The organism is Bradyrhizobium sp. CIAT3101 (assembly GCF_029714945.1).
Classification (GTDB): Bacteria; Pseudomonadota; Alphaproteobacteria; order Rhizobiales; family Xanthobacteraceae; genus Bradyrhizobium.
In genome coordinates, this window is the sequence record NZ_CP121634.1 from 636,802 (window position 1) to 656,811 (window position 20,010).

At 64.3% G+C, this 20,010-nt stretch carries 17 protein-coding genes; 7 read left to right on the forward strand and 10 right to left on the reverse strand.

Annotated features, from left to right (window positions below):
- Positions 1–38: 38 nt before the first annotated feature.
- The 4 genes from QA645_RS02870 to QA645_RS02885 form a co-directional block, all read right to left on the reverse strand.
- On the reverse strand, positions 39–3,182 hold the full coding sequence (locus tag QA645_RS02870) for an efflux RND transporter permease subunit (RefSeq protein WP_283048066.1): 3,144 nt from the start codon (positions 3,180–3,182) through the stop codon (positions 39–41).
- Complete coding sequence (locus QA645_RS02875) at positions 3,182–4,111, reverse strand: efflux RND transporter periplasmic adaptor subunit (protein WP_283048068.1); 930 nt, start codon at positions 4,109–4,111, stop codon at positions 3,182–3,184. Before QA645_RS02875 ends, QA645_RS02870 begins: the two co-directional genes overlap by 1 nt.
- Positions 4,112–4,254: 143 nt before the next feature.
- The gene (locus QA645_RS02880; protein WP_254191358.1) at positions 4,255–4,920 is read right to left on the reverse strand and encodes an OmpA family protein; all 666 of its coding nucleotides are present in this window, start codon (positions 4,918–4,920) and stop codon (positions 4,255–4,257) included.
- 144 nt (positions 4,921–5,064) lie between these two features.
- Positions 5,065–6,594: a caspase family protein gene (locus QA645_RS02885; RefSeq protein WP_283048069.1), complete on the reverse strand. Its 1,530-nt coding sequence runs from the start codon at positions 6,592–6,594 to the stop codon at positions 5,065–5,067.
- A gap of 369 nt (positions 6,595–6,963) precedes the next feature.
- Here QA645_RS02885 and QA645_RS02890 point away from each other — a divergent pair, with 369 nt between their 5' ends.
- A complete protein-coding gene (locus QA645_RS02890) occupies positions 6,964–7,770 on the forward strand; it encodes an N-acyl homoserine lactonase family protein (protein ID WP_283048071.1) in 807 nt (268 codons plus the stop codon).
- A gap of 84 nt (positions 7,771–7,854) precedes the next feature.
- On the opposite strand, the gene QA645_RS02895 is transcribed toward QA645_RS02890, so the two are convergent.
- Together QA645_RS02895 and QA645_RS02900 are read right to left on the reverse strand one after the other, a co-directional pair.
- Complete coding sequence (locus tag QA645_RS02895; RefSeq protein ID WP_283048073.1) at positions 7,855–8,619, reverse strand: methyltransferase domain-containing protein; 765 nt, start codon at positions 8,617–8,619, stop codon at positions 7,855–7,857.
- Positions 8,620–8,664: 45 nt separating this feature from the next.
- Complete coding sequence (locus QA645_RS02900) at positions 8,665–9,207, reverse strand: MarR family transcriptional regulator (protein ID WP_283048075.1); 543 nt, start codon at positions 9,205–9,207, stop codon at positions 8,665–8,667.
- Between the two features lie 110 nt (positions 9,208–9,317).
- Between QA645_RS02900 and QA645_RS02905 the strand changes: the two genes are divergently transcribed.
- The 5 genes from QA645_RS02905 (at position 9,318) to fahA (ending at position 14,992) form a co-directional block, all read left to right on the forward strand.
- Positions 9,318–10,934: an FAD-dependent oxidoreductase gene (locus QA645_RS02905; RefSeq protein WP_283048077.1), complete on the forward strand. Its 1,617-nt coding sequence runs from the start codon at positions 9,318–9,320 to the stop codon at positions 10,932–10,934.
- 8 nt (positions 10,935–10,942) lie between these two features.
- Positions 10,943–11,173 (forward strand): DUF2783 domain-containing protein, encoded by a 231-nt coding sequence (locus QA645_RS02910; RefSeq protein WP_254127765.1) that lies wholly within the window; start codon positions 10,943–10,945, stop codon positions 11,171–11,173.
- Positions 11,174–11,196: 23 nt separating this feature from the next.
- Positions 11,197–12,153, forward strand: a complete 957-nt coding sequence (locus tag QA645_RS02915) for an MBL fold metallo-hydrolase (protein WP_254191363.1) — start codon at positions 11,197–11,199, stop codon at positions 12,151–12,153.
- A gap of 2 nt (positions 12,154–12,155) precedes the next feature.
- Entirely contained in the window at positions 12,156–13,502 is a 1,347-nt protein-coding gene (gene hmgA / locus QA645_RS02920) for a homogentisate 1,2-dioxygenase (protein WP_283048079.1), read from the forward strand.
- A gap of 218 nt (positions 13,503–13,720) precedes the next feature.
- Positions 13,721–14,992 (forward strand): fumarylacetoacetase, encoded by a 1,272-nt coding sequence (fahA, locus tag QA645_RS02925; RefSeq protein ID WP_283048081.1) that lies wholly within the window; start codon positions 13,721–13,723, stop codon positions 14,990–14,992.
- Positions 14,993–15,093: 101 nt separating this feature from the next.
- Here fahA and QA645_RS02930 read toward each other — a convergent pair whose 3' ends face one another.
- A complete protein-coding gene (locus QA645_RS02930; RefSeq protein ID WP_283048083.1) occupies positions 15,094–15,405 on the reverse strand; it encodes a DUF1272 domain-containing protein in 312 nt (103 codons plus the stop codon).
- 74 nt (positions 15,406–15,479) lie between these two features.
- Positions 15,480–15,959, reverse strand: coding sequence for an Lrp/AsnC family transcriptional regulator (locus QA645_RS02935; protein ID WP_254127770.1), 480 nt, complete (start codon positions 15,957–15,959; stop codon positions 15,480–15,482).
- 121 nt (positions 15,960–16,080) lie between these two features.
- Here QA645_RS02935 and hppD point away from each other — a divergent pair, with 121 nt between their 5' ends.
- Positions 16,081–17,199 carry a 4-hydroxyphenylpyruvate dioxygenase gene (gene hppD / locus QA645_RS02940; protein WP_283048086.1) on the forward strand — a complete coding sequence of 373 codons (1,119 nt, stop codon included), beginning with the start codon at positions 16,081–16,083 and terminating at the stop codon, positions 17,197–17,199.
- Positions 17,200–17,346: 147 nt separating this feature from the next.
- Here hppD and QA645_RS02945 read toward each other — a convergent pair whose 3' ends face one another.
- Both QA645_RS02945 and QA645_RS02950 read right to left on the reverse strand, forming a co-directional pair.
- On the reverse strand, positions 17,347–18,663 hold the full coding sequence (locus QA645_RS02945; protein WP_283048087.1) for an MFS transporter: 1,317 nt from the start codon (positions 18,661–18,663) through the stop codon (positions 17,347–17,349).
- Positions 18,664–18,738: 75 nt separating this feature from the next.
- Positions 18,739–19,851 (reverse strand): CaiB/BaiF CoA-transferase family protein, encoded by a 1,113-nt coding sequence (locus QA645_RS02950; protein ID WP_283048089.1) that lies wholly within the window; start codon positions 19,849–19,851, stop codon positions 18,739–18,741.
- Between the last annotated feature and the right edge of the window lie 159 nt (positions 19,852–20,010).

Consider the following 20,010-nt stretch of genomic DNA (forward strand, 5'->3'; position numbering starts at 1 on the left):
GGTTTCAGTTCGCTCGCTTCAGCCGCGCCGGCGGGAACTTACTCCGCCGCCGGGTGCACGATGCTCTTCGGCGCATGTGCCGCTTCCGCGGCCTCATGATGACCGTCGGTCTCCGCGCCTTCGCTGTGCACGATCAGCCGCTTGCCGAAGCGCCAGATCAGGGCGCCGAGGTCGTCCATCACCATGAACATCGCGGGCACGAACACCAGCGACAGGATGGTCGAGAAGATCAGGCCGCCGATCACCGCGAGCGCCATTGGCGAGCGGAACTCGCCGCCGGCGCCGACCGCGAGCGCGCTCGGCATCATGCCGGCGGCCATCGCGATCGTGGTCATCACGATCGGGCGGGCGCGCTTCATGCCGGCGTCGATCATCGCCTCGTCGCGCGGCTTGCCGGCATTGATGGATTCGATCGCGAACTCCACCAGCATGATCGCGTTCTTGGTGACGATGCCCATCAGCATCAGGATGCCGATCCACACCGGTGTGGTGAGCTGCTTGCCGGTGACGAGCAGCGCCGCAATCGCGCCGCCGATCGAGAGCGGTAGCGAGAACAGGATGGTGATCGGCTGCAGGAATGTGCCGAACAGCAGCACCAGCACCGCATAGACCATCATCAGGCCGGCGGTGATCGCGGTGGCAAAGCCGTCGGACAGTTCATTGAGGCTTTCGGCGTCGCCGGAGGGGGAGACCTTCACGCCCTTCGGCAGGCTCTTCATGACAGGCAGATCGTAGATCTTCTTGGTCGCATCGCCGAGCGCCGCGGAGCCGACGAGGTCGGCGGCGACGGTTGCCTGCCGCTCGCGGTCGTAGCGGTTGATGCTGGTCGGGCCCTGGTCGAGCTTGACGTCGGCGATGACGGACAGCGGCACGCCGCCTTTCTCGCCGTGCTCACCGAGCGGCACGCGCAGCTGCTCCAGCGTCTTGAGATTGCCGCGCGCGGCATCCTCGAGCTGCACGCGGATCGGCACCAGACGGTCGCCGACGTCGAACTTGGCAAGCGCCGGACCGACGTCGCCGATGGTTGCGACGCGGATGGTCTGCGACAGGCTTTCGGTCGAGACGCCGAGCCGTGCGGCGAGATCGGCGCGCGGCTCGATGCGCAATTCGGGGCGCTCCAGCGAGGTCTCCGAGATCACGTTGGAGATGGTCGGGATTCGCTTCATCTGCGTCGCGAGTTCGCTGGCGACGTTGTTGACGATGTTGGCATCGACGCCGGTCACCACCAGCGAGATTGCGCGCAGGCCGTTCTCGTCCAGGAACCAGAAGCGGATATCGGGGACGTTCTCCAGCTCCTGGCTGATCGAGAACTCGAGCTCGCGCTGGGTGATGTTGCGGTCGTTCTTGGGCGTGTAATTGATGATCAGGGCAGCGCGCCGGACTTCCTGGGTGCCCGGCGGAACGCGGCCGCCGTCCACGAAGATGCTCTTCACTTCGGGCCGTTTGCGCAGCCGTGCGACGATGTCCTCGGTGACCTTTTCGGTGTAGGCGAGCTGCGTGCCCGGCGGCAGTTCGAGGGCGAGCAGCGAGCGGGCGCTGTCTTGCGCCGGCAGGAAGCCCTGCGGCAGCAGCGTGATGCTCCAGATCGAGGCCGCGAAGATGCCGAACCCGATCAGCACGGTGATGAAATAGTGCTTTACCGACCACGAGACGAGACCGTGATAGGTCCGCAGGATGCGGCCGGGTGGCGGCTCTTCATGATTGCCATGTTTGAGAAAGTAGGCCGCCAGCATCGGCGTCACGAAGCGCGCCGCGAGCAGGGAGAAGAATACCTGCACCGACACGGTGATGCCGAACTGCTTGAAGAACTGTCCGGCGATGCCCGACATGAAGCTCGCGGGCGCGAAGATCGCGATGATGGTCAGCGAGATCGCGATCACGGCGAGGCCGATTTCGTCGGCGGCTTCGAGCGCGGCACGGTAGGGCGATTTGCCCATGTTCATGTGCCGTACGATGTTCTCGATCTCGACGATGGCGTCGTCGACCAGAATACCTGTCGATAGCGTGATGGCGAGGAAGCTGACGAGGTTGAGCGAGAAGCCGAGGATGTCCATCGCCCAGAACGCCGGGAAGATCGACAGCGGCAGCGAGACCGCGGCAATGATGGTGGCGCGAAGGTCGCGCAGGAACAGCAGCACGATCACCACGGCGAGGATGGCGCCCTCGAACAGGGTCGAGATCGCCGCCTCGTAATTGCCGTTGGTGTATTCGACCGAGGTGTCGATCAGCTTGAGGTCGACATCGGGATAGGCGGCCTTGAGTGCGTCGATGCGCTTCTGCACGGCTTCGGCGACCTTCACGTCGCTGGCGCCCTTGGAGCGCTTGATGCCGAGCGCGACCACCGGCTCGCCGTTGAAGCGGGCGAAGGTGCGGCGGTCGGCGATGGTGTCGGTCACGGTGCCGAGATCGTCGAGACGGACCTCGCCGCCGCCGAACAGCGGGACCATGGTGCCGGCGAGGTCGCTCAGCGTCTTGGCGCCGGCCAGCGTCCGGATCGCCTGGTCGTTCTTGCCGATTTCGGCGCGGCCGCCGGCGACGTCGACATTGGTGCCGCGCAGGCTCTGGCTGACATTGACGGCCGTCAGCCCCATCGCCTGCAGGCGGTCGGGATCGAGCGAGACCAGGATCTCGCGCTCGACACCGCCGATGCGTTCGACCTGGGCGACGCCGCGCACGCCCTGTAGCGCGCGCTTGACCACGTCGTCGACGAAATAAGACAGTTGTTCCGGCGTCTTGCCGGGCGAGATCGCGGCATAGGTGACGATCGGCAGGCCGATCACGTCGACGCGCTGGATCAGCGGCTCGGTGACGTTCTGCGGCAGGTTCGAGCGCACGCGCGTCACCGCGTCCTTGACGTCGTTGAGTGCGCGATCGGTGTTGGTTTCCAGCGCGAACTGGATGGTGGTGACCGACACGCCGTCGGTGATCGAGGAGGTGATGTGCCGCACGCCCTCGACGCCGGAGACGGCGTCTTCAACCGTCTTGGTGACCTGGGATTCGAGCTCCGCCGGGGCGGCGCCGAACTGCGCCACCGCGACCGAGATCACGGGAATGTCGGCAGAGGGCAGTCGCGTGATCGCGAGCTTGGTGAAGGAGGTCCAGCCGAGGATCAGGAGGATGATCGAAAACACCACCGACGGCAGCGGATTCCGGATCGACCATGCCGAGATATTGAGAGCCATCAGCGTACCCGCGTGCGATCGAGTTCATCGGCGAACATGGTCTTGATCTGGTCGCCGTCATGGAGCGAAGAGCCGGCGTCGGCGACGACGATTTCGCCGACGTCGACCCCTTCAAGGATTTCGGTTTGGCTGTCGGATGTCAGCCCGACGCGCACCCGGCGTGTCTCGACGGTATTGCCTTTGACCACCTGCACGGTGAGATGGTCGATCGCCGTCTTGGGAACCGCGACGCCGCAGCTTCGCTTGGCGTCGATCGAGGCACGGGCAAACACGCCGACCTTCAGCGACGGATTGTTGGTGACGCTGATGCGGACGCGGCCGAGCTGTGTGGCGCGGTCGATCTCGGGCGCAACCAGCCGGACGCGGCCGATCAGATCGGCGGCGTCATCCCGGCTGATCCGTACCGTCGCGCCGGGGCTGAGTTTTGGCATGTGCACGGCCGGGACCTGCGCATCCAGCTCGATCTCGTTGTTGACGGCGATGCGGAACATCGGTCCGGCCTGCGGCGATGCCGGTGCGCCGACGACGGTCCGCACTTCCGTGATGAGACCCGGCGCCGGTGCCTTCAGCGAGATCGGACCCTGCGGGCCCGGCCTTTGCGGCTGGCCCGGGATCTGCGGCGGCGCCGTCAGGCGCGCCAGCTCCTGGTTTTCGGTGACGATCGCGCCTTCGGTGACGAAGACGTCGGTGACCTTCGATCCTTCCTGGTCGGGCATGACCACGGCCTCGCGCCGCGGCACGAAGAAGCCGGTGACGCGCACCAGATCGGAGAAGCAGGCATTGGTCGACTTCGCCACGATGACGAGGGCCTCGCCCGGCGTCTCCTTCGCCTCGGGGCGATGCCGATGCTCGAACCAGTAATAACCGAGGCCGAGCACAACGATGAACGCCACGGTTCCCGCAGGCTTGAGATATTCGGAGATGTTCATCGCCGGATCATCCTGGCCTGGCTCGGGGTTGCTGGGATCGTTTCCCTAAAACGAAGCGGCGTCCCGCAGGGCTGCGGGACGCGCGCTGGGAGCAAGACTTTACACCACATCACGACTTGTCACTGCAAAGGATTACGTCGTGGTCACTTCGATGCGGTGGTCTTGTTTTCCATATTCACGACCTGCACGCGGCGGTTCACCTCCGCCATCGGCTGGCTGGGATCTTTCAGCTTGCTCTTGCCGTAGCCGACGGTGACGAGGTCGGTGGCGGCAATGCTGTACTTCTCGACGAGGTAGCGCTTGATCGAATCCGCGCGGCGTTCCGACAGCTCCTGATTGTAGCCCTCGCCGCCGGCGGCGTCGGTATGGCCGGCGACCACGAAGGTCGAGCCCTTCAAATCGGGGCTGGTCAGCGCGCGGCCAAGCGCCTGCACCGAAGGCAGCGACTTGGTGCTGATGTCGGCCGAGTTGTAGTCAAAGGTGATTTCGAGATCGATATTCGGCTTGTCCTTGGCGGCCGAGGCGATCTCCTCGCGCTCGGTCGACGACAGCGAGCGCGTGGCGCGGCCGCGGACCGACTGGATCAGCTTGGTTTCCGCCGCGTTCGGCGCCGGATCGGCCTGCGGAGCAATCGAGAGGCCGCGGGTGAGGGGCTTCTTCGGCGGCGGCGCCAGCGCTCGGACGATCTCGTCCTCGGTGACGTTCTTGCTGTTGCCGTCGTCGCCGGCGAAAGCGGGCGGGAGTGTCAGCGCGGCGCCGATGGTGAAGATGGACAGGATCGCGGTCAGTCCCTTTGCAGCCAATCTCATTGCCAGTCCCTCCTGCGCGAGCCCGCGCGGTTCCAAAATTCCTGCAAGTGGCCCCCACGGCAAGGCCGCCTGCGGCACCCGTTCTGTTAGTCTTGCCGGACCGCCGCGGGTTCGAGGCGCCGCCGGCCTCAAATCAAAAAAATATCAACGCACTCCGTAACTTGCGAATTCCTGCACGATGTTCGGGTCCATCGCTTTGGCATTGGCGACGTCGAGCGCGCCCTCCTGGGCGGAGCCGTTGCGCTGCTTCGCGACGCCCCGTCCATAGAGCGAAGAGGTCAGGCGCGGGTTGATCTTCAGCGCGGCGTCAAAATCGGCGATGGCGTTCTTTGCCGCCCCGGATTTGAGATTCACCAGCCCGCGGCTGTCCAGCGCATCGACGAAGTTGGGCCGCAGCCGCAGCGCCTCGTTGCAATCCTTCAGCGCGCCCTGGAGGTCGCCGACCACGGCACGGGTCCAGCAGCGGTTGTTCAGCGCCTCGACGTCCTTCGAATTGATCCGGAGCGTCTCGTCAAAATCCTTGATGGCAAGGCTGTAGGCCCCCTTGCTGGCATAGACTTGGCCACGCCGATACAGCGCATTCACATCGTCCGGATTGGCGGCGATCTTGGCCGTCAGGCCCTTGATGGTGGGATCCTCCGCCAGCGCGGACGCGCTCGGCCCACCATCTGCATTCGGCGACGGGGCGGGCTCGGCCGGTTTGGCCGGCGGTGTCGGCGGAGGCAGCGCAGCTTCAACCTGCGGCTTCGGCGCCGGCGGCGGTGACGGAGGTGCAGGCGGCGCCGGCGGATTGTTCGCAGCCACGGGTGGTGCTGCTGGCGGTGGGGCGGGCGGTGCCGGAGGCGGGTTGTTGGCGACCGCAGGCGGCGCCGGTGCGGGGGGCGCCGGTGGCGGGGTCGTCGCCGTCGGGCGCGATCCGGCTGCACCCGGAATGAACGAGAAATCCTCGGCGAGCGAGGACGAGATCCACGGCACCTGCTCGCCGCGCGAGGCGCGGGTGACGCCCATCTTGGTGCGGTTCAGCGTTTCCTCCGCCATCAGGTCGGGGACACGGATTTCCTTGAGCAGTTCCTGGACGAACAGGCTGTGGTCGCCGCCGGCGTCCGATACCACCGATGCCAGCGCCGCCGAATACATCACCAGGGTGCCGTTCGGCGCGATGACGGGGGTCAGGCCCGCCGAGAAGCTGCGGAACCGCCGTTCGAACGGGTTGCGCCTGGAGGCATCGATCAGCGCGATCTTGACGCCCGCGCCGCGGGTGTTGAGCTCGCCCAGGATCGCTTCGATGCTGAACCCGTCGCGACGGACGTCGGACTCGGTCCAGATCTGCGCGTCGACCGGGATCATGTAGCTCTGGCGTGCCGACTGGATGCCGAACCCGCTGTAGAAGATCAGCGCCACCGAGCCCGGCTTGATCTTGCCATAGAGCTTGTCGAAGGCGCGGCGCATCGCGTCGCCGGTCAGGTTCTCGCCGACCTCAACGGAAAAGCCGTCGCGCTTGAGCTCGTCGGCGACGTCACGGGCATCGTTGAGCGGCTCTTTCAGCGGGCTGTCGGCATCCGGGTATTTGGCATTGCCGATGACCAGCGCGTAGCGGTCGCCGGCCGCGTGCGACGGCGCGGTCGGGATGAGCGAGACGAGCAAGGGCAGAAGAAAAAAGAAGCGAATTTTCATAATCAGCGCGGTCCAGCCAAAAAGGCGCCGTTCCCAGCTTGCGCCGCGGCGACCTTAACTTACGCAAAGTGCATTATCAAACCGGGGAGTGGAGGCGTCAACCGCTTGGAGATTCGGCACTATCGCGACAATTGACCGCGACGCATGGGCAGCTCGCGAGGGGAATAAATCGGCGGTCACGGCTCTCCTCGACGCGTTCTCGTTCAGGGTTCCGGCCGTCATGTTAGGCCGGCACTCGCGACGAAAATGTGATTGGTCTCACATTGCGCCCTGCGTCCATCGCGGGCTCAGGCGTTTGACCTTTATGGTGGGCAATGGCTTGGTGCGCGGCAGGTCCATTCAGAAAAAGCAAAAGCCGGGATCAAGATCATGGGAAACGCCTACGAAATCTACGCTCTTCGCTATGCGACGATGTCGCCGCGCACCCCCAGCATGAATTTTCTGGCGCCCGACCCGCATGACAGCGCGGCGCAGGATCTCGACTACTTCGTTTGGCTGATCCGGGGGCAGGGTCGCGATATTCTGGTCGACACCGGTTTCAATGCCGAGGAGGCTACCTCGCGCGCGCGCAAGCTGACGCTCAATCCAGTCGATGCGCTGGAGCGTTTCGGCGTCGCCGCGTCGAGCGTTCGCGACATCATCGTGACGCATCTACATTACGATCACGCCGGCAATCTCGATCGCTTCCCGAATGCGCGCTTCCATCTCCAGGAGCGCGAGATGGCTTACGCCACGGGCCGCTGCATGTGTAACGGACTGCTGCGACATCCATTCTCGGTCGAGCACGTCACCCAGATGGTGCGCCATGTCTACGGCGAGCGCGTCAATTTCTATTCCGGTGACGGTGAAATCGCGCCTGGCGTCACCGTGCATCGCGTCGGCGGCCATTCGGACGGCTTGCAGGTGGTCAAGGTCGAGACCGCGCGCGGTCCGGTGGTGCTGGCGTCAGACGCTGCGCATTACTACGCCAATCTGCAACGCCGCAGCCCGTTCCCGATCGTCTACAATGTCGGCGACATGGCCGTGGGTTGGGAGACGATCGAACGTCTCGCCGGCCATCCCGACCGGTTCATTCCCGGCCACGATCCGATCGTGACCGAGATCTATCCGCGCGCCAGCGACAAGGTCGACGCCTGGGCATTGCATTTGCCGCCGACGCGGTCGTTTGCGAAGTGACGGAGCCCAGGGCGCGTACGTGTAAGTCCTGAACGCAGCGGACATCAGGCGGTGAGGCGAGGTTCGCGGGCGGCGGGCGTGATGTCAACGAGTGCCGGCAGGATCCTCGCAAGCAACGACATCGCGGGGAGATCTTCGAGCCGCTAGCTCCGGCGGAGAGAATACCGCCAGGTATCCTGCGTCCCCCGCGAGCTTGTATGCGGCAACCTCGCGATAGCCGACGGCGGTCAATTCGCAGCGCAAGAGCTCAATTGGCGTGCCATGCTTCGACGTTGGAAGCTCAAGGTCGACAATTCCGACCCGCGCACCCTGCTTCAGGGCGGGCGCGAGATTGTAGAGGAAGGCATAGGGTTGGGCGATCTCGTGATACATATGCACAAGGATTGCGGCGTCCAGCGAGGAAGCGGGCAGACGCGGGTCGTGTGGTTCGCCGAGCGCAAATTGCACGTTCGTCAACTTCAGAAGTTCTGTTCGCCTGGCGAGTTCGACGAGGTAATCCCGCGTGACGTCCTGGGCAATGACAGAGCCGGCGGGGCCGACGAGGTGCGAGAGCCTGACCGTGTGGTAGCCACTGCCTGCTCCAATGTCGCCGACTGTCATGCCTGGTTTCAGTTCAAGAACGCGTGCGATTTGACCGGCCTCATTGAGGGCGTCGCGGCGCTCTTCGGCGGAGCGGCGTGGGCTGACGATCCGTGCGACAGGGCGCTGCGGTGAGGGAAACTCGCTTGCAGCGACTCCAGGGGGAGCCAGATAATCTATGTCAGCGGCGCATGCGCGAGTTGCGGCAAACGCCACAAATAGCATCGCCATATACGCCACTGCCGTCACGGGCCTACCAAGTTTTTTCAACCGGACTCCCAAAAGCCGACGTCTGCGCCTCTATGCGTGCGCATCCTAATACGCCTGCTTGGCGTCGGCCTCTTCGCTGGTCTGGATCAGGTCGAGGCTGTCCTCGATCTTGCCGAGTAGCGCGGAGAGCTGCTTGCGCTCCTGCGCGGACAGGCAGGCGAGGATTTCGTCTTCCCGTCGCAGCAATTGCGGAAACAATTCCTCGTACAGTGCGCGGCCTTTCTTCGTCAGTTGCAGGCGGAATTCGCGGCGATCGGCTTCGTTCTCGACCCGCTCGATCAGGCCGTCATGCAGCAGCGTCGTCACTGCGCGGCTGATGGTGGATTTGTGCGTGCGGGTGCATTGCGAGATGTACTGCGCGCTACAGGCATCGTTGCGGAAGCCGAGCGTGGCAATGACGCGCCATGCCGGAATGTCGAGGCCGTGACGCTCCTGATATTCGACCGCGAGCGCGGAACTCACCTCCGCCGCGAGCCGGTTGAGGCGGAACGGCACGAACTTGAACAGATCGAGCCGTGACTTTGGCCGCGGCGAAGCCTCATCGGCCTGCCGTGTCTTCAACGCGATGTCGGTGGATGTCCTCGCCAAGGGGCGCGCTCCGAATTCCAGTTGACGGCCGGCCGGCTCCGGTCCAAAATAGTTGCACGTGAGACTATCTAGCAGATCAGTCCTCCCCTGACCAGAGCCGAGGTTAGTGTATGGCGCAGGCCAATACGCATCAGGCCAAAACCCAGTTCGGCTATCGCCGCCACCCCGATCAGGATCGAACCGGTCAAAACCCGGCCGAGCATCCGGTTGTGGTCGTTGGCGCCGGGCCCGTCGGGCTGTCGCTGGCGATCGATCTCGCTCAGCGCGGCCAGCGCGTCGTCCTTCTGGACGATGCCGACCGCATCGGCGAGGGCTCGCGCGCGATCTGCTTCTCGAAGCGCTCGCTGGAATATTGGGACCGGCTCGGCGTCGCCGACCGCATGGTCGACAAGGGCGTCGTGTGGAGCGTCGGCCGCATCTTCCACGGCGAGTCCCAGCTCTATCAGTTCAACCTGCTGCCGGAGGCCGGCCACAAGCGGCCGGCCTTCATCAATCTCCAGCAATATTACGCCGAGGCCTATCTGGTCGATCGCATCGGCGATCTGCCCGCGGTCGACCTGCGCTGGCGCAACAAAGTCACGTCGGTCGAACAGCGCAACGATTCCGTCGCGCTTACGATCGAGACACCCGAAGGCGCCTACCGCCTGCATGCGCAATATGTCGTTGCCTGCGACGGCGCGCGCTCCTCGCTGCGGCAGATGGTCGGCGCCGAGTTTGCGGGGCAGGTGTTCGAGGATCAGTTCCTGATCGCCGACGTGAAGATGACGGCGGAATTCCCGACCGAGCGCTGGTTCTGGTTCGATCCGCCGTTTCATCAGGGACGTTCGGCGCTGCTGCACAAGCAGCCAGATAATGTCTGGCGCATCGATCTCCAGCTCAATCGCTATGCCGATCCCACAGTCGAGAAGAAGCCGGAGAACGTGCGGCCGCGGATCGCGCGCATGCTCGGGCACGACAAGTTCGAGTTCGAGTGGATCTCGCTCTACAAATTCCAGTGCCGGCGGATGGATCGCTTCCTCCACGGCCGCGTGATCTTTGCCGGCGATTCCGCGCATCAGGTTTCGCCGTTCGGCGCACGCGGTGCGAACTCGGGACTGGAAGACGCCGAAAATCTCTCCTGGAAGCTTGACCGCGTGCTGCGTGGCACCTCGCCCGCGAGCCTGCTCGAAAGCTACCATGTCGAGCGCAGCCTGGCGGCCGATGAGAATATCCGCGAATCCACCCGCTCGACCGATTTCATGGCGCCGAATTCGCATCAGGAAGCCCGGCTGCGTCAGGCGGTGCTGTCGCTGGCCAAGGAAACCGAGTTCGGCAAGCGCATGGTCAATGGCGGAAGGCTGTCGGTGCCGTGCAGCTACGACACGTCACTGTCGTCACCGGATGCGGAGGCGTGGAGCGGCGGACCGTCGCCCGGCTGCTCCATGCCCGACGCACCCATTGGCGAGCAGGCCTATCTGACGGATGCGTTCCGCAAGGGTGGAACGGACTTTACCCTGCTGTCGTTCAGCAATGGCGCGGCGATCGATACGCCCGATGGCGTCAAGGATATTCGTATCGGCGGGGAGGGCGGACTTGCCGATCCCTCCGGCTTTGTCGCGAAGCGTTATGACGCCGAGCCGGGCTCTGCCTATCTCCTGAGGCCCGACGGCTACGTCGCCGCGCGCTTCCGCCATCCGACGCGTGCGGCGATCACGGCGGCACTGTCGCGGGCCGCAGGCTTGAATTGAGGTTTCGGATGCCGCTTTCCACCAGCTCCAATTTTGCGCGACCCGATGATGCCTTTCGCGCCGTCGTCGAGGCGCATCGCGGTCTTACTGACGAGCAGAGCGCCGATTTCGACGCCGCGCTGGTTTTGATCCTCGCCAATCACATCGGCGACATCGACGTATTGCGGGAAGCGCTCGCGCTGGCGAGACGCCGCATGATCGACGGCCAGCAGCAACAACAGCAACAGCAACAACAATAACCCGAGACTTGAAGGACGAACTGATGGCGAAGAACTTCGCATCCACCGGCGATCTCTCCGAGAAGAAGATCACCTTCTCCGAGATCGGCACCGATCTCTACGCCTTCACCGCCGAGGGCGATCCCAACACGGCCATCATCGTCGGCGACGACGGCTGCCTCGTGTTCGATGCGCAATCGACGCCGGCGATGGCCAACAAGGTGATCGAGCGCGTCAAAACCGTCACCGACAAGCCGATCAAATATGTCGTGCTGTCGCATTATCACGCCGTACGCGTGCTCGGCGCCTCCGCCTACAAGGCGCAGGGCATCGTCGCCTCGCAGGAGACCTATCGCCTGATCGAGGAGCGCGGCCAGCAGGATTGGGATTCCGAATATGGCCGCTTCCCGCGTCTGTTCCAGGATGCCGCGAGCATTCCCGGCCTGACCTGGCCGACGCTGACCTTCGAAGGCGAGATGTCGATCTATCTCGGCAAGCGCGAGGTGCGACTGATGCAGCTCGGCGCCGGCCACACCTCCGGCGATATCGTCGCCTGGGTGCCGGATGCCGAAGTGATGTTCTCCGGCGACCTCATCGAATATCACTCGGCCTGCTATTGCGGTGACGCGCATTTGCGCGAATGGCCGTTGACGCTGAACGAGATCCGCAATTTCAATCCCAAGGCGATCGCGCCGGGCCGCGGCGATGCGCTGAAGGGCACGGCCACCGTGCGCGAGGCCATCGCGATGACGCGCGACTTCGTCACCTCGCTCTATGGTGCGGCGGAAGTTTCCGTCGCCAGGGGGCGCACGCTGAAGGAGTCGATGGCCGCGACGCGCGAGGTGATGGATCCGAAATTCCACAGCTTCGCCATCTACGAGCACTGCCTGCCGTTCAACGTGTCGCGCGCCTATGACGAAGCATCCGGGATCGACGATCCCGTGATCTGGACCGACAAGCGCGACCAGGAAATGTGGGCGGCCCTGCAAGGAGGAGGATAGTCATGAACATCAATACCTCGCCTGATCAGATCATCCGGAGCTCGGCGCAGGTGACGCCGGGCTACATGTCCGGCTTCGGCAACAGTTTTGAGACCGAGGCGCTGCCGGGTGCGCTGCCGATCGGGCGCAACTCGCCGCAGCGCTGCGCTTACGGCCTCTATGCCGAGCAGCTCTCGGGCTCGCCCTTCACCGCACCGCGCGGCACCAATGAGCGCTCCTGGCTCTATCGCATTCGCCCCTCGGTGAAGCATTCCGGCCGGTTCGAGAAGGTCGATGCCGGCCTGTGGCGCTCGGCGCCGTGCCATGAATATGATCTGCCGATCGCGCAGCTGCGCTGGGACCCGACGCCGCTGCCGAAGGAGGAGGTGACCTTTCTCCAGGGCGTGCAGACGATGACGACCGCGGGTGACGTCAACACCCAGGCCGGCATGGCCGCGCATGTCTATCTCATCACCAAGTCGATGGTGGACCAGCACTTCTACAATGCCGACGGCGAGCTGATGTTCGTGCTTCAGCAGGGCAATCTTCGCGTCGTCACCGAGTTCGGCCGCATCGATGCCGAGCCCGGCGAGATCGTGGTGATCCCGCGCGGCGTGAAGTTTCGCGTCGAGATCCCGAACGGTCCGGCGCGCGGCTATCTCTGTGAGAATTACGGCGGCGCCTTCACGCTGCCGGAGCGCGGGCCGATCGGCGCCAATTGCCTCGCCAATGCGCGCGACTTCCTCACACCGGTCGCGAACTACGAGGACAAGGACACGCCGACGGAGCTGTTCGTGAAGTGGGGCGGCTCGCTGTTCAAGACCACCTTGCCGCATTCGCCGATCGACGTCGTCGCCTGGCATGGCAATTATGCGCCCTACAAATACGATCTGCGCACCTTCTCGCCGGTCGGCGCGATCGGCTTCGATCATCCCGATCCCTCGATCTTCACGGTGCTGACCTCGCCGTCGGAGACCGCGGGCACCGCGAATATCGACTTCGTCATCTTCCCCGAGCGCTGGATGGTCGCCGACAATACCTTCCGCCCGCCCTGGTATCACATGAACATCATGAGCGAGTTCATGGGCCTGATCTATGGCGTCTATGATGCAAAGCCGCAGGGCTTCGTGCCGGGCGGTATCAGCCTGCACAATTGTATGTTGCCGCACGGCCCGGACCGCGACGCCTTCGAGCATGCCAGCAACGGCGAGCTGAAGCCGGTGAAGCTCACGGGCACGATGGCCTTCATGTTCGAAACCCGCTACCCGCAGCGCGTCACGGCGCATGCCGCGAACGCGTCCACACTGCAGGACGATTATGCGGATTGCTGGAAGGGGCTCGAGAAGCGGTTCGATCCGAACCGGCCGTGAGATTTCTTACCCTCCCCTGGAGGGGTCCGAGACGAGCGAAGCTCGCTCGTGGGTCGCTCGCTTTAGCGAGCGGGGTGGGGTGACAGTCTCTCCGCAGGGAACACTGCCAGTGTTGAGAGATCACCCCACCCCGTCTCATATTTCGCTGCGCTCAATATGAGCCGACCCTCCCCCTCCAGGGGAGGGTGACACCGTCACCGCTGCGCCACGGGAAACCAATGCCCCACCCCAACGATCCCAGCCTCCGCTCCTTCATAGACATCGACCCCGTCTCCGACTTCCCGATCCAGAACCTGCCCTATGGCGTGTTCTCGACCGCGGCCAATCCGACGCCGCGGGTCGGCGTTGCGATCGGCAGCTATGTGCTCGATCTCTGGGAGCTCGAGCAGGATTCCCGGCTCGATGTCGGTCCGCTCGGCGTGTTCTCCGGCCCCTCGCTCAATCCATTCATGGCGCTGGGGCCGAAGGTCTGGAGCAAGACACGGGCGCGGATCAGCGAGCTGTTGCGGCACGATCATCCTGAACTGCGCGACAACGAGGAGCTGCGCAGCTGCGCGCTGGTGCCGATGCGTGATGCAAAGCTGCACATGCCGTTCGCGGTCTCCGGCTACACCGATTTCTATTCGTCGAAAGAGCACGCCACCAATGTCGGCGTGATGTTCCGCGGCAAGGACAATGCTCTGCAGCCGAACTGGCTGCATATGCCGATCGGCTACAACGGCCGCGCCTCCACCGTCGTCGTATCCGGCACCACGGTGAAACGTCCGCGCGGGCAATTGAAGCCGCCGAATGTCGAGGTGCCGAGCTTCGCGCCTTGCAAGCGGCTCGATTTCGAGCTGGAGATGGGTGCGGTGATCGGCCAGCCGTCGCCGATGGGCGGCATGCTCACGGAAAGCCAGGCCGAAGAGATGATCTTCGGCTTCGTGCTGCTCAACGACTGGAGCGCGCGCGACATCCAGCAATGGGAATATGTGCCGCTCGGACCGTTCCTCGCCAAAGCGTTCGCGACCTCGATCAGCCCCTGGGTGGTGACGCGCGAGGCGCTGGAGCCGTTCCGGCTGAAGGGGCCGGCGCAGGAGCCGGTGCCGCTGGATTATCTCAAGCAGGCCAAGCCGCAGAACTACGATCTCGAGCTGGATGTCTCCTTGCGTGCTGCCGGCGCCAACGCGCCTGCCGGCATCAGCCGCACCAATTTCAAATACATGTACTGGTCCTCGGTGCAGCAGCTGATGCACCACGCGTCCTCCGGCTGCGCCATGAATGTCGGCGATCTCCTCGGGAGCGGCACCATCTCCGGCCCGGAGAAGAACCAGCGCGGCAGCTTGCTGGAAATCAGCTGGAACGGTACCGAGCCGGCCGAGTTGCCCGGTGGCGCCAAGCGCGCGTTCCTGGAGGACGGCGACAGCCTCGTGATGCGCGGCTGGTGCCAGGGCAACGGGTATCGCGTCGGGTTCGGTGAGGTCGAGGGGACGATTTTGGCGGCGGAGTGAGCCTGCGCATTCCGGTGCCGTAGGGTGGGCAAAGCGGAGGGTGCCCACCAAACCGATGACGTGGGCACGGCGCTAACGCGCCTTTGCCCACCCTACGAGACCTATCGCTCCTCCGGCGCCACGTCCCTGACCCGCGCGCAATGCGCCGCGACGTCGTCGACGCTGTATTTCAAATGCACCCGCTTGTCCGAGGGCGCCTGCTTGCTCGTGCAGACGCCCGGCCGCCATTCCTGCGTCGGGCGGATCGGGCGCGGGGCAAAGCCGCCGCCGCAGTTCGGGCAGACGTTGGAGAGCTTTGTCTCCACGCAATCCGCACAGAACGTGCATTCATAGGAGCAGATCCGCGCATCCGTTGCGCTTGGCGGCAGGTCGCGGTCGCAATATTCGCAGTTCGGTCGCAGCTGGAGGGCCATGGGTGAATCTCCGCAAATTGGGCCCGATCATCGCAGATCGCGCCAGCGACGCGAATGGCGTAGTTCCCTCGATTTCAGCCAGCTTTCAAATCCTTCAGCGGCAGCCGCGAACTTTCCTTGAGCCGGTCGAGCACGATCGATGAGCGCACATGCGCCACGCTCTGATGCGGCATCAGCACGTCGTTGACGAGATTGGAGAGTCCCTTGAGATCGCGCAGCACGGCCTTGAGCACGTAGTCGGCGTCGCCCGTGAGCGAATAGGCCTCCTGGATCTCGTCGATCCGGTTCACCAGCGCGCGAAAGCGTTTGGAGTTGTCCGGCGAATGGGTCGCGAGCCCCACCTGGATGAAGGCGATCACGCCGAAGCCGAGCGCCTCGCTGGAGAGGTCGGCGTGGTAGCCGGCGATGACCTTCTCCTCCTCCAGCCGCATCCGGCGGCGCGAGCATTGCGAGGCAGACAGGCCGGCGAGCTCGGCAAGCTCCTGGTTGGTGAGGCGGCCGTCATCCTGGAGCGCGCCGAGGATCTTGAGGTCGAAGGCATCTACCGAGATCATGCGTCTTTTGTCCATTTCGTGCACGGATCGTGCATAAGATAGCCAAATCGTCTCTCATTTGCACGCTCATTGCGCGGATGATGAAGGATAATTCTTTCCAGCAGCAATCTGGGAGAACACCATGGGTCCGTTTCCGCACGATGCACCGCCGGCCACGATCAGCGCCGATAATCCGATGGGCACCGACGGGTTCGAGTTCGTCGAATATGCGCACCCCAATCCGCAGGAGCTGCATGATCTGTTCAAGCTGATGGGCTACGCGCCCGTCGCGCGCCACAAGACCAAGAGGATCACGGTCTATCGCCAGGGCGACATCAACTATCTCGTCAACGAGGAGCCCGGCACCCACGGTTACGAGTTCGTCGCCGCGCACGGCCCCTGCGCGCCGTCGATGGCGTTCCGCGTGGTCGATGCGAAGGCGGCCTACGACCGCGCGATTGCGCTTGGTGCGGAGCCGGCGGACGCGTCATCCGCACAGAAGACGCTCGACGTGCCCGCGATCAAGGGCATCGGGGGCAGCCTGCTTTATTTCGTCGATCGCTACGGTGCCAAGGGCTCGGCCTATGATACCGAATTTGAGTGGCTGGATGCGCGCGACCCGCGGCCCCACGGTGCCGGCCTGTTCTATCTCGACCATCTCACCCACAACGTTCATCGCGGCCGCATGGACGTTTGGACGGGCTTCTACGAAAAGCTGTTCAACTTCCGCCAGATCCGTTTCTTCGACATCGAGGGCCGCGCCTCGGGCCTATTCTCGCGCGCGTTGACCAGCCCGGACGGCAAGATCCGGATTCCGATCAACGAGGATGCCGGCGATTCCGGCCAGATCGAGGAATATCTGACGATCTACCGCGGCGAGGGCATCCAGCACATCGCCTGCGGCTGCCGCGACATCCATCACACCATCGAGGGGCTGCGCGATGCGAGCCTGCCGTTCATGCCGTCGCCGCCCGAGACCTATTTCGAGCGGATCGATGCGCGCCTGCCCAAGCATGGCGAGGACGTCGCGCGCTTGCAGAAGAACGGCATCCTGATCGATGGCGAGGGCGTCGTCGACGGCGGCCAGACCAAGGTGCTGCTGCAGATCTTCTCGGCCAACGCGATCGGCCCGATCTTCTTCGAGTTCATCCAGCGCAAGGGCGATGACGGCTTTGGCGAGGGCAATTTCAAAGCCCTGTTCGAGTCGATCGAGGAAGACCAGATCCGTCGCGGGGTGCTGAAGGTGGATACGGCGGCGTAAGGCGTAGACGTCAGGCACTTCTGCCGTCACGCACTGCCGTAGGGTGGGCAAAGCGCAAGCGTGCCCACCACTATTGGTTGCTTCAGAAAGACCGTGGGCACGGCGCTTCGCGCCTTTGCCCACCCTACGAGAGCGAGTTCGCCAGCTCTAGAGCGACGACCCTGCCACCGCAGCATCCGTCGTGGCACTCCGCCGCCGCTCCACTCCCTCAGGCATTCGCATCACCATCGTGGCGAGGATGCTGACCGCGCCCATGGCGACGACGTACCAGACCCATGACAGCTTGTCCCCCGTCGCCCCGATGATCCCCGTGAACACGAGCTGCGCCGTGCCGCCGAAGATGGTGACGCCGAGTGCGTAGGCGATCGACAGTCCGGAGGTGCGGACGATCGCAGGGAAGATCAGCGGGATGAGGATGATGCCGGCGCCGCCGGACATCGCATGGAACGCCATCAGCACGGCGACGGTGACCACGTACACGGCCGGCGAGCCCGACGACACCACCAGGAGCAACGCGGGGTAGAACAGCAACGTCACGATGATGCGCGGGACCACGGCGATGGTCTTCAGGCTGTACCTGTCCGCGAGCGCGCCACCGAGCAGAGCGAAGATCGTGCCGCTCACGAAGGTGGCGAAGTTGGCCGTCATCGCCCAGCTCTGGCTGTAATGCAGCGTGTTGATGGCGTAGGTCGCGGTATAGAGGAAGAAGTACTGGCCGATGGTCGCGCCGGAGATCAGCAAGATGCACAGCACGATCTTGCCCCAGTGGTTGGCGAGGATGTCGGAGAGCACGCCGCCCATGGTGCCATGGGCCTCCTCGGCATCCAGCGTCTCATCGAGATTCTTGCGGATGAAGTAGCCGACCGGCGCAATCAGGATTCCAAGCAGGAAGGGAACGCGCCAGCCCCAGCTGTCGTTGGCGCCGGGCGTGATCAGAAATGCCAGGCCAAGGCCGACGAGCGCAGAGAACAGGCTGCCCAGGTTCTGGCTGGCGAGTTGCCAGCTTCCGAAGAAACCTTTGCGGTGCGAAGGCGCGCTCTCCAGCAGATAGGTCGTCGCCGGCCCCATCTCGCCGCCGGTCGAAAAACCCTGCAGCAACCGCGCGAGTACCAATAGGACCGGTGCCAGCAATCCGATCTGGTCGTAGGTCGGCAACAGGCCGATCATTCCGGTGCCCAGCGCCATCAGCCAGATGGTCAGCGTCATCGCGGGCTTGCGGCCGTAGCGATCGGCATAGGCGCCGATGACGATGCCGCCCAGCGGTCGCGCCACGAAGCCGACGCCGAAGGTCGCAACCGTCAGCAGCAGGCTCGTGTTCGGATTGTCCGCCGGAAAGAACGCCTTGGCGAGCCAGACGGCAAAGGCCGCGTAGACCGTGAAATCATAGAATTCGAGCGCGTTGCCGAGAATGGCTGCGCCGACGCGCATGGTCTGGGAGGGACGCGGACGGTCAGTCTGGTTCACGGGAAGCACCTTGTGTCACTTGTTTGAAACGCGAAGTGACGCAAAAGGTGCCTTGTGGCAACCCGCAAGAGTGCCTTAGCGGCCCGCTTTCCACGCAGCGGTGACCGCGCCGATCTCGGCACCTTCCGGCTCGCGAACCGTCGACGGCGTACGCGAGAAGCGCGGGGCCGGCGCCGGCTGTTTCACGCCATGGCGCTCGATGAAGACGTCGCGGGCGACCATGTGCGGATGCTCGGTCGCTTCCGACATGGTCAGCACCGGCGCGAAACAGATGTCGCTGCCTTCCATGATGTTGCACCAGTCCTCGCGCGTCTTGCTCTTGAACACGGCCTTCAGCTTCTCCTTCAGCGCGGGCCATGCCTTGGGGTCCATCTGCGCATCGAAGTCGGCGTCGGTGAGGCCCGCATGCTCGCGCAGCAGCGCATAGAACTGCGGCTCGATCGAGCCGATCGAAACGAAATGACCGCAGGCGCATTCATAGACGCCATAGAAGTGAGCGCCGCCGTCGAGGAAGTTGCGGTTGCGGCCCTCGGTCCAGCGTCCCAGCGTTTTCATGTCGAAGAAGAACGACATCAACGACGCCGCGCCGTCGCACATCGCGGCGTCGACCACCTGGCCCTTGCCGGACTTTGATGCTTCCAGCAGTGCGGCGAGCACGCCGACGACGAGATAGAGCGCACCGCCGCCGAAATCGCCGACCAGATTGAGCGGCGGCACCGGGGCTTCCCTGGTGCCGATCGCGGCCAGCGCACCGGTGATCGAGATGTAGTTGATGTCATGACCGGCGGCATTCGCAAGCGGGCCTTGCTGGCCCCATCCGGTCATGCGGCCGTAAACCAGCTTTGGATTGCGTGCGAGCACGACATCCGGCCCAAGCCCGAGCCGCTCCATCACGCCGGGACGAAAACCTTCGACCAGCGCGTCGGCGCTGGCGAGCAGGTCGAGCACCTGCGCGATGGACGTCTTGTCCTTGAGATCGAGCTCGATCACCTTGCGACCACGGCCCGCCACCGACTTCATGCTCTTCTTCGCGCCGACGCGGTCGAGCGTGACGACCTCCGCACCCATGTCGGCCAGCATCATGCAGGCGAACGGGCCCGGTCCGATGCCGGCGAATTCGACGACGCGGAAGCCCGCGAGAGGGCCGGAGGTGCGGACGGATGTGGTCTGGGCTGGTTTGTCGAGCACGTTGTTGTTTCCTCGGGTCGCGGGCGGATGCCGATGGTTCGGCTGGCGCCTCTGACGTTCCTCTCTGGGGGCGAGTTAATTGGCTGATTAACTTTTCTCGCCTTCACGCCAGCGAGGCAAGCGCTTTTCATGCATGGGCGCATAATAAAAGCGGCGCGC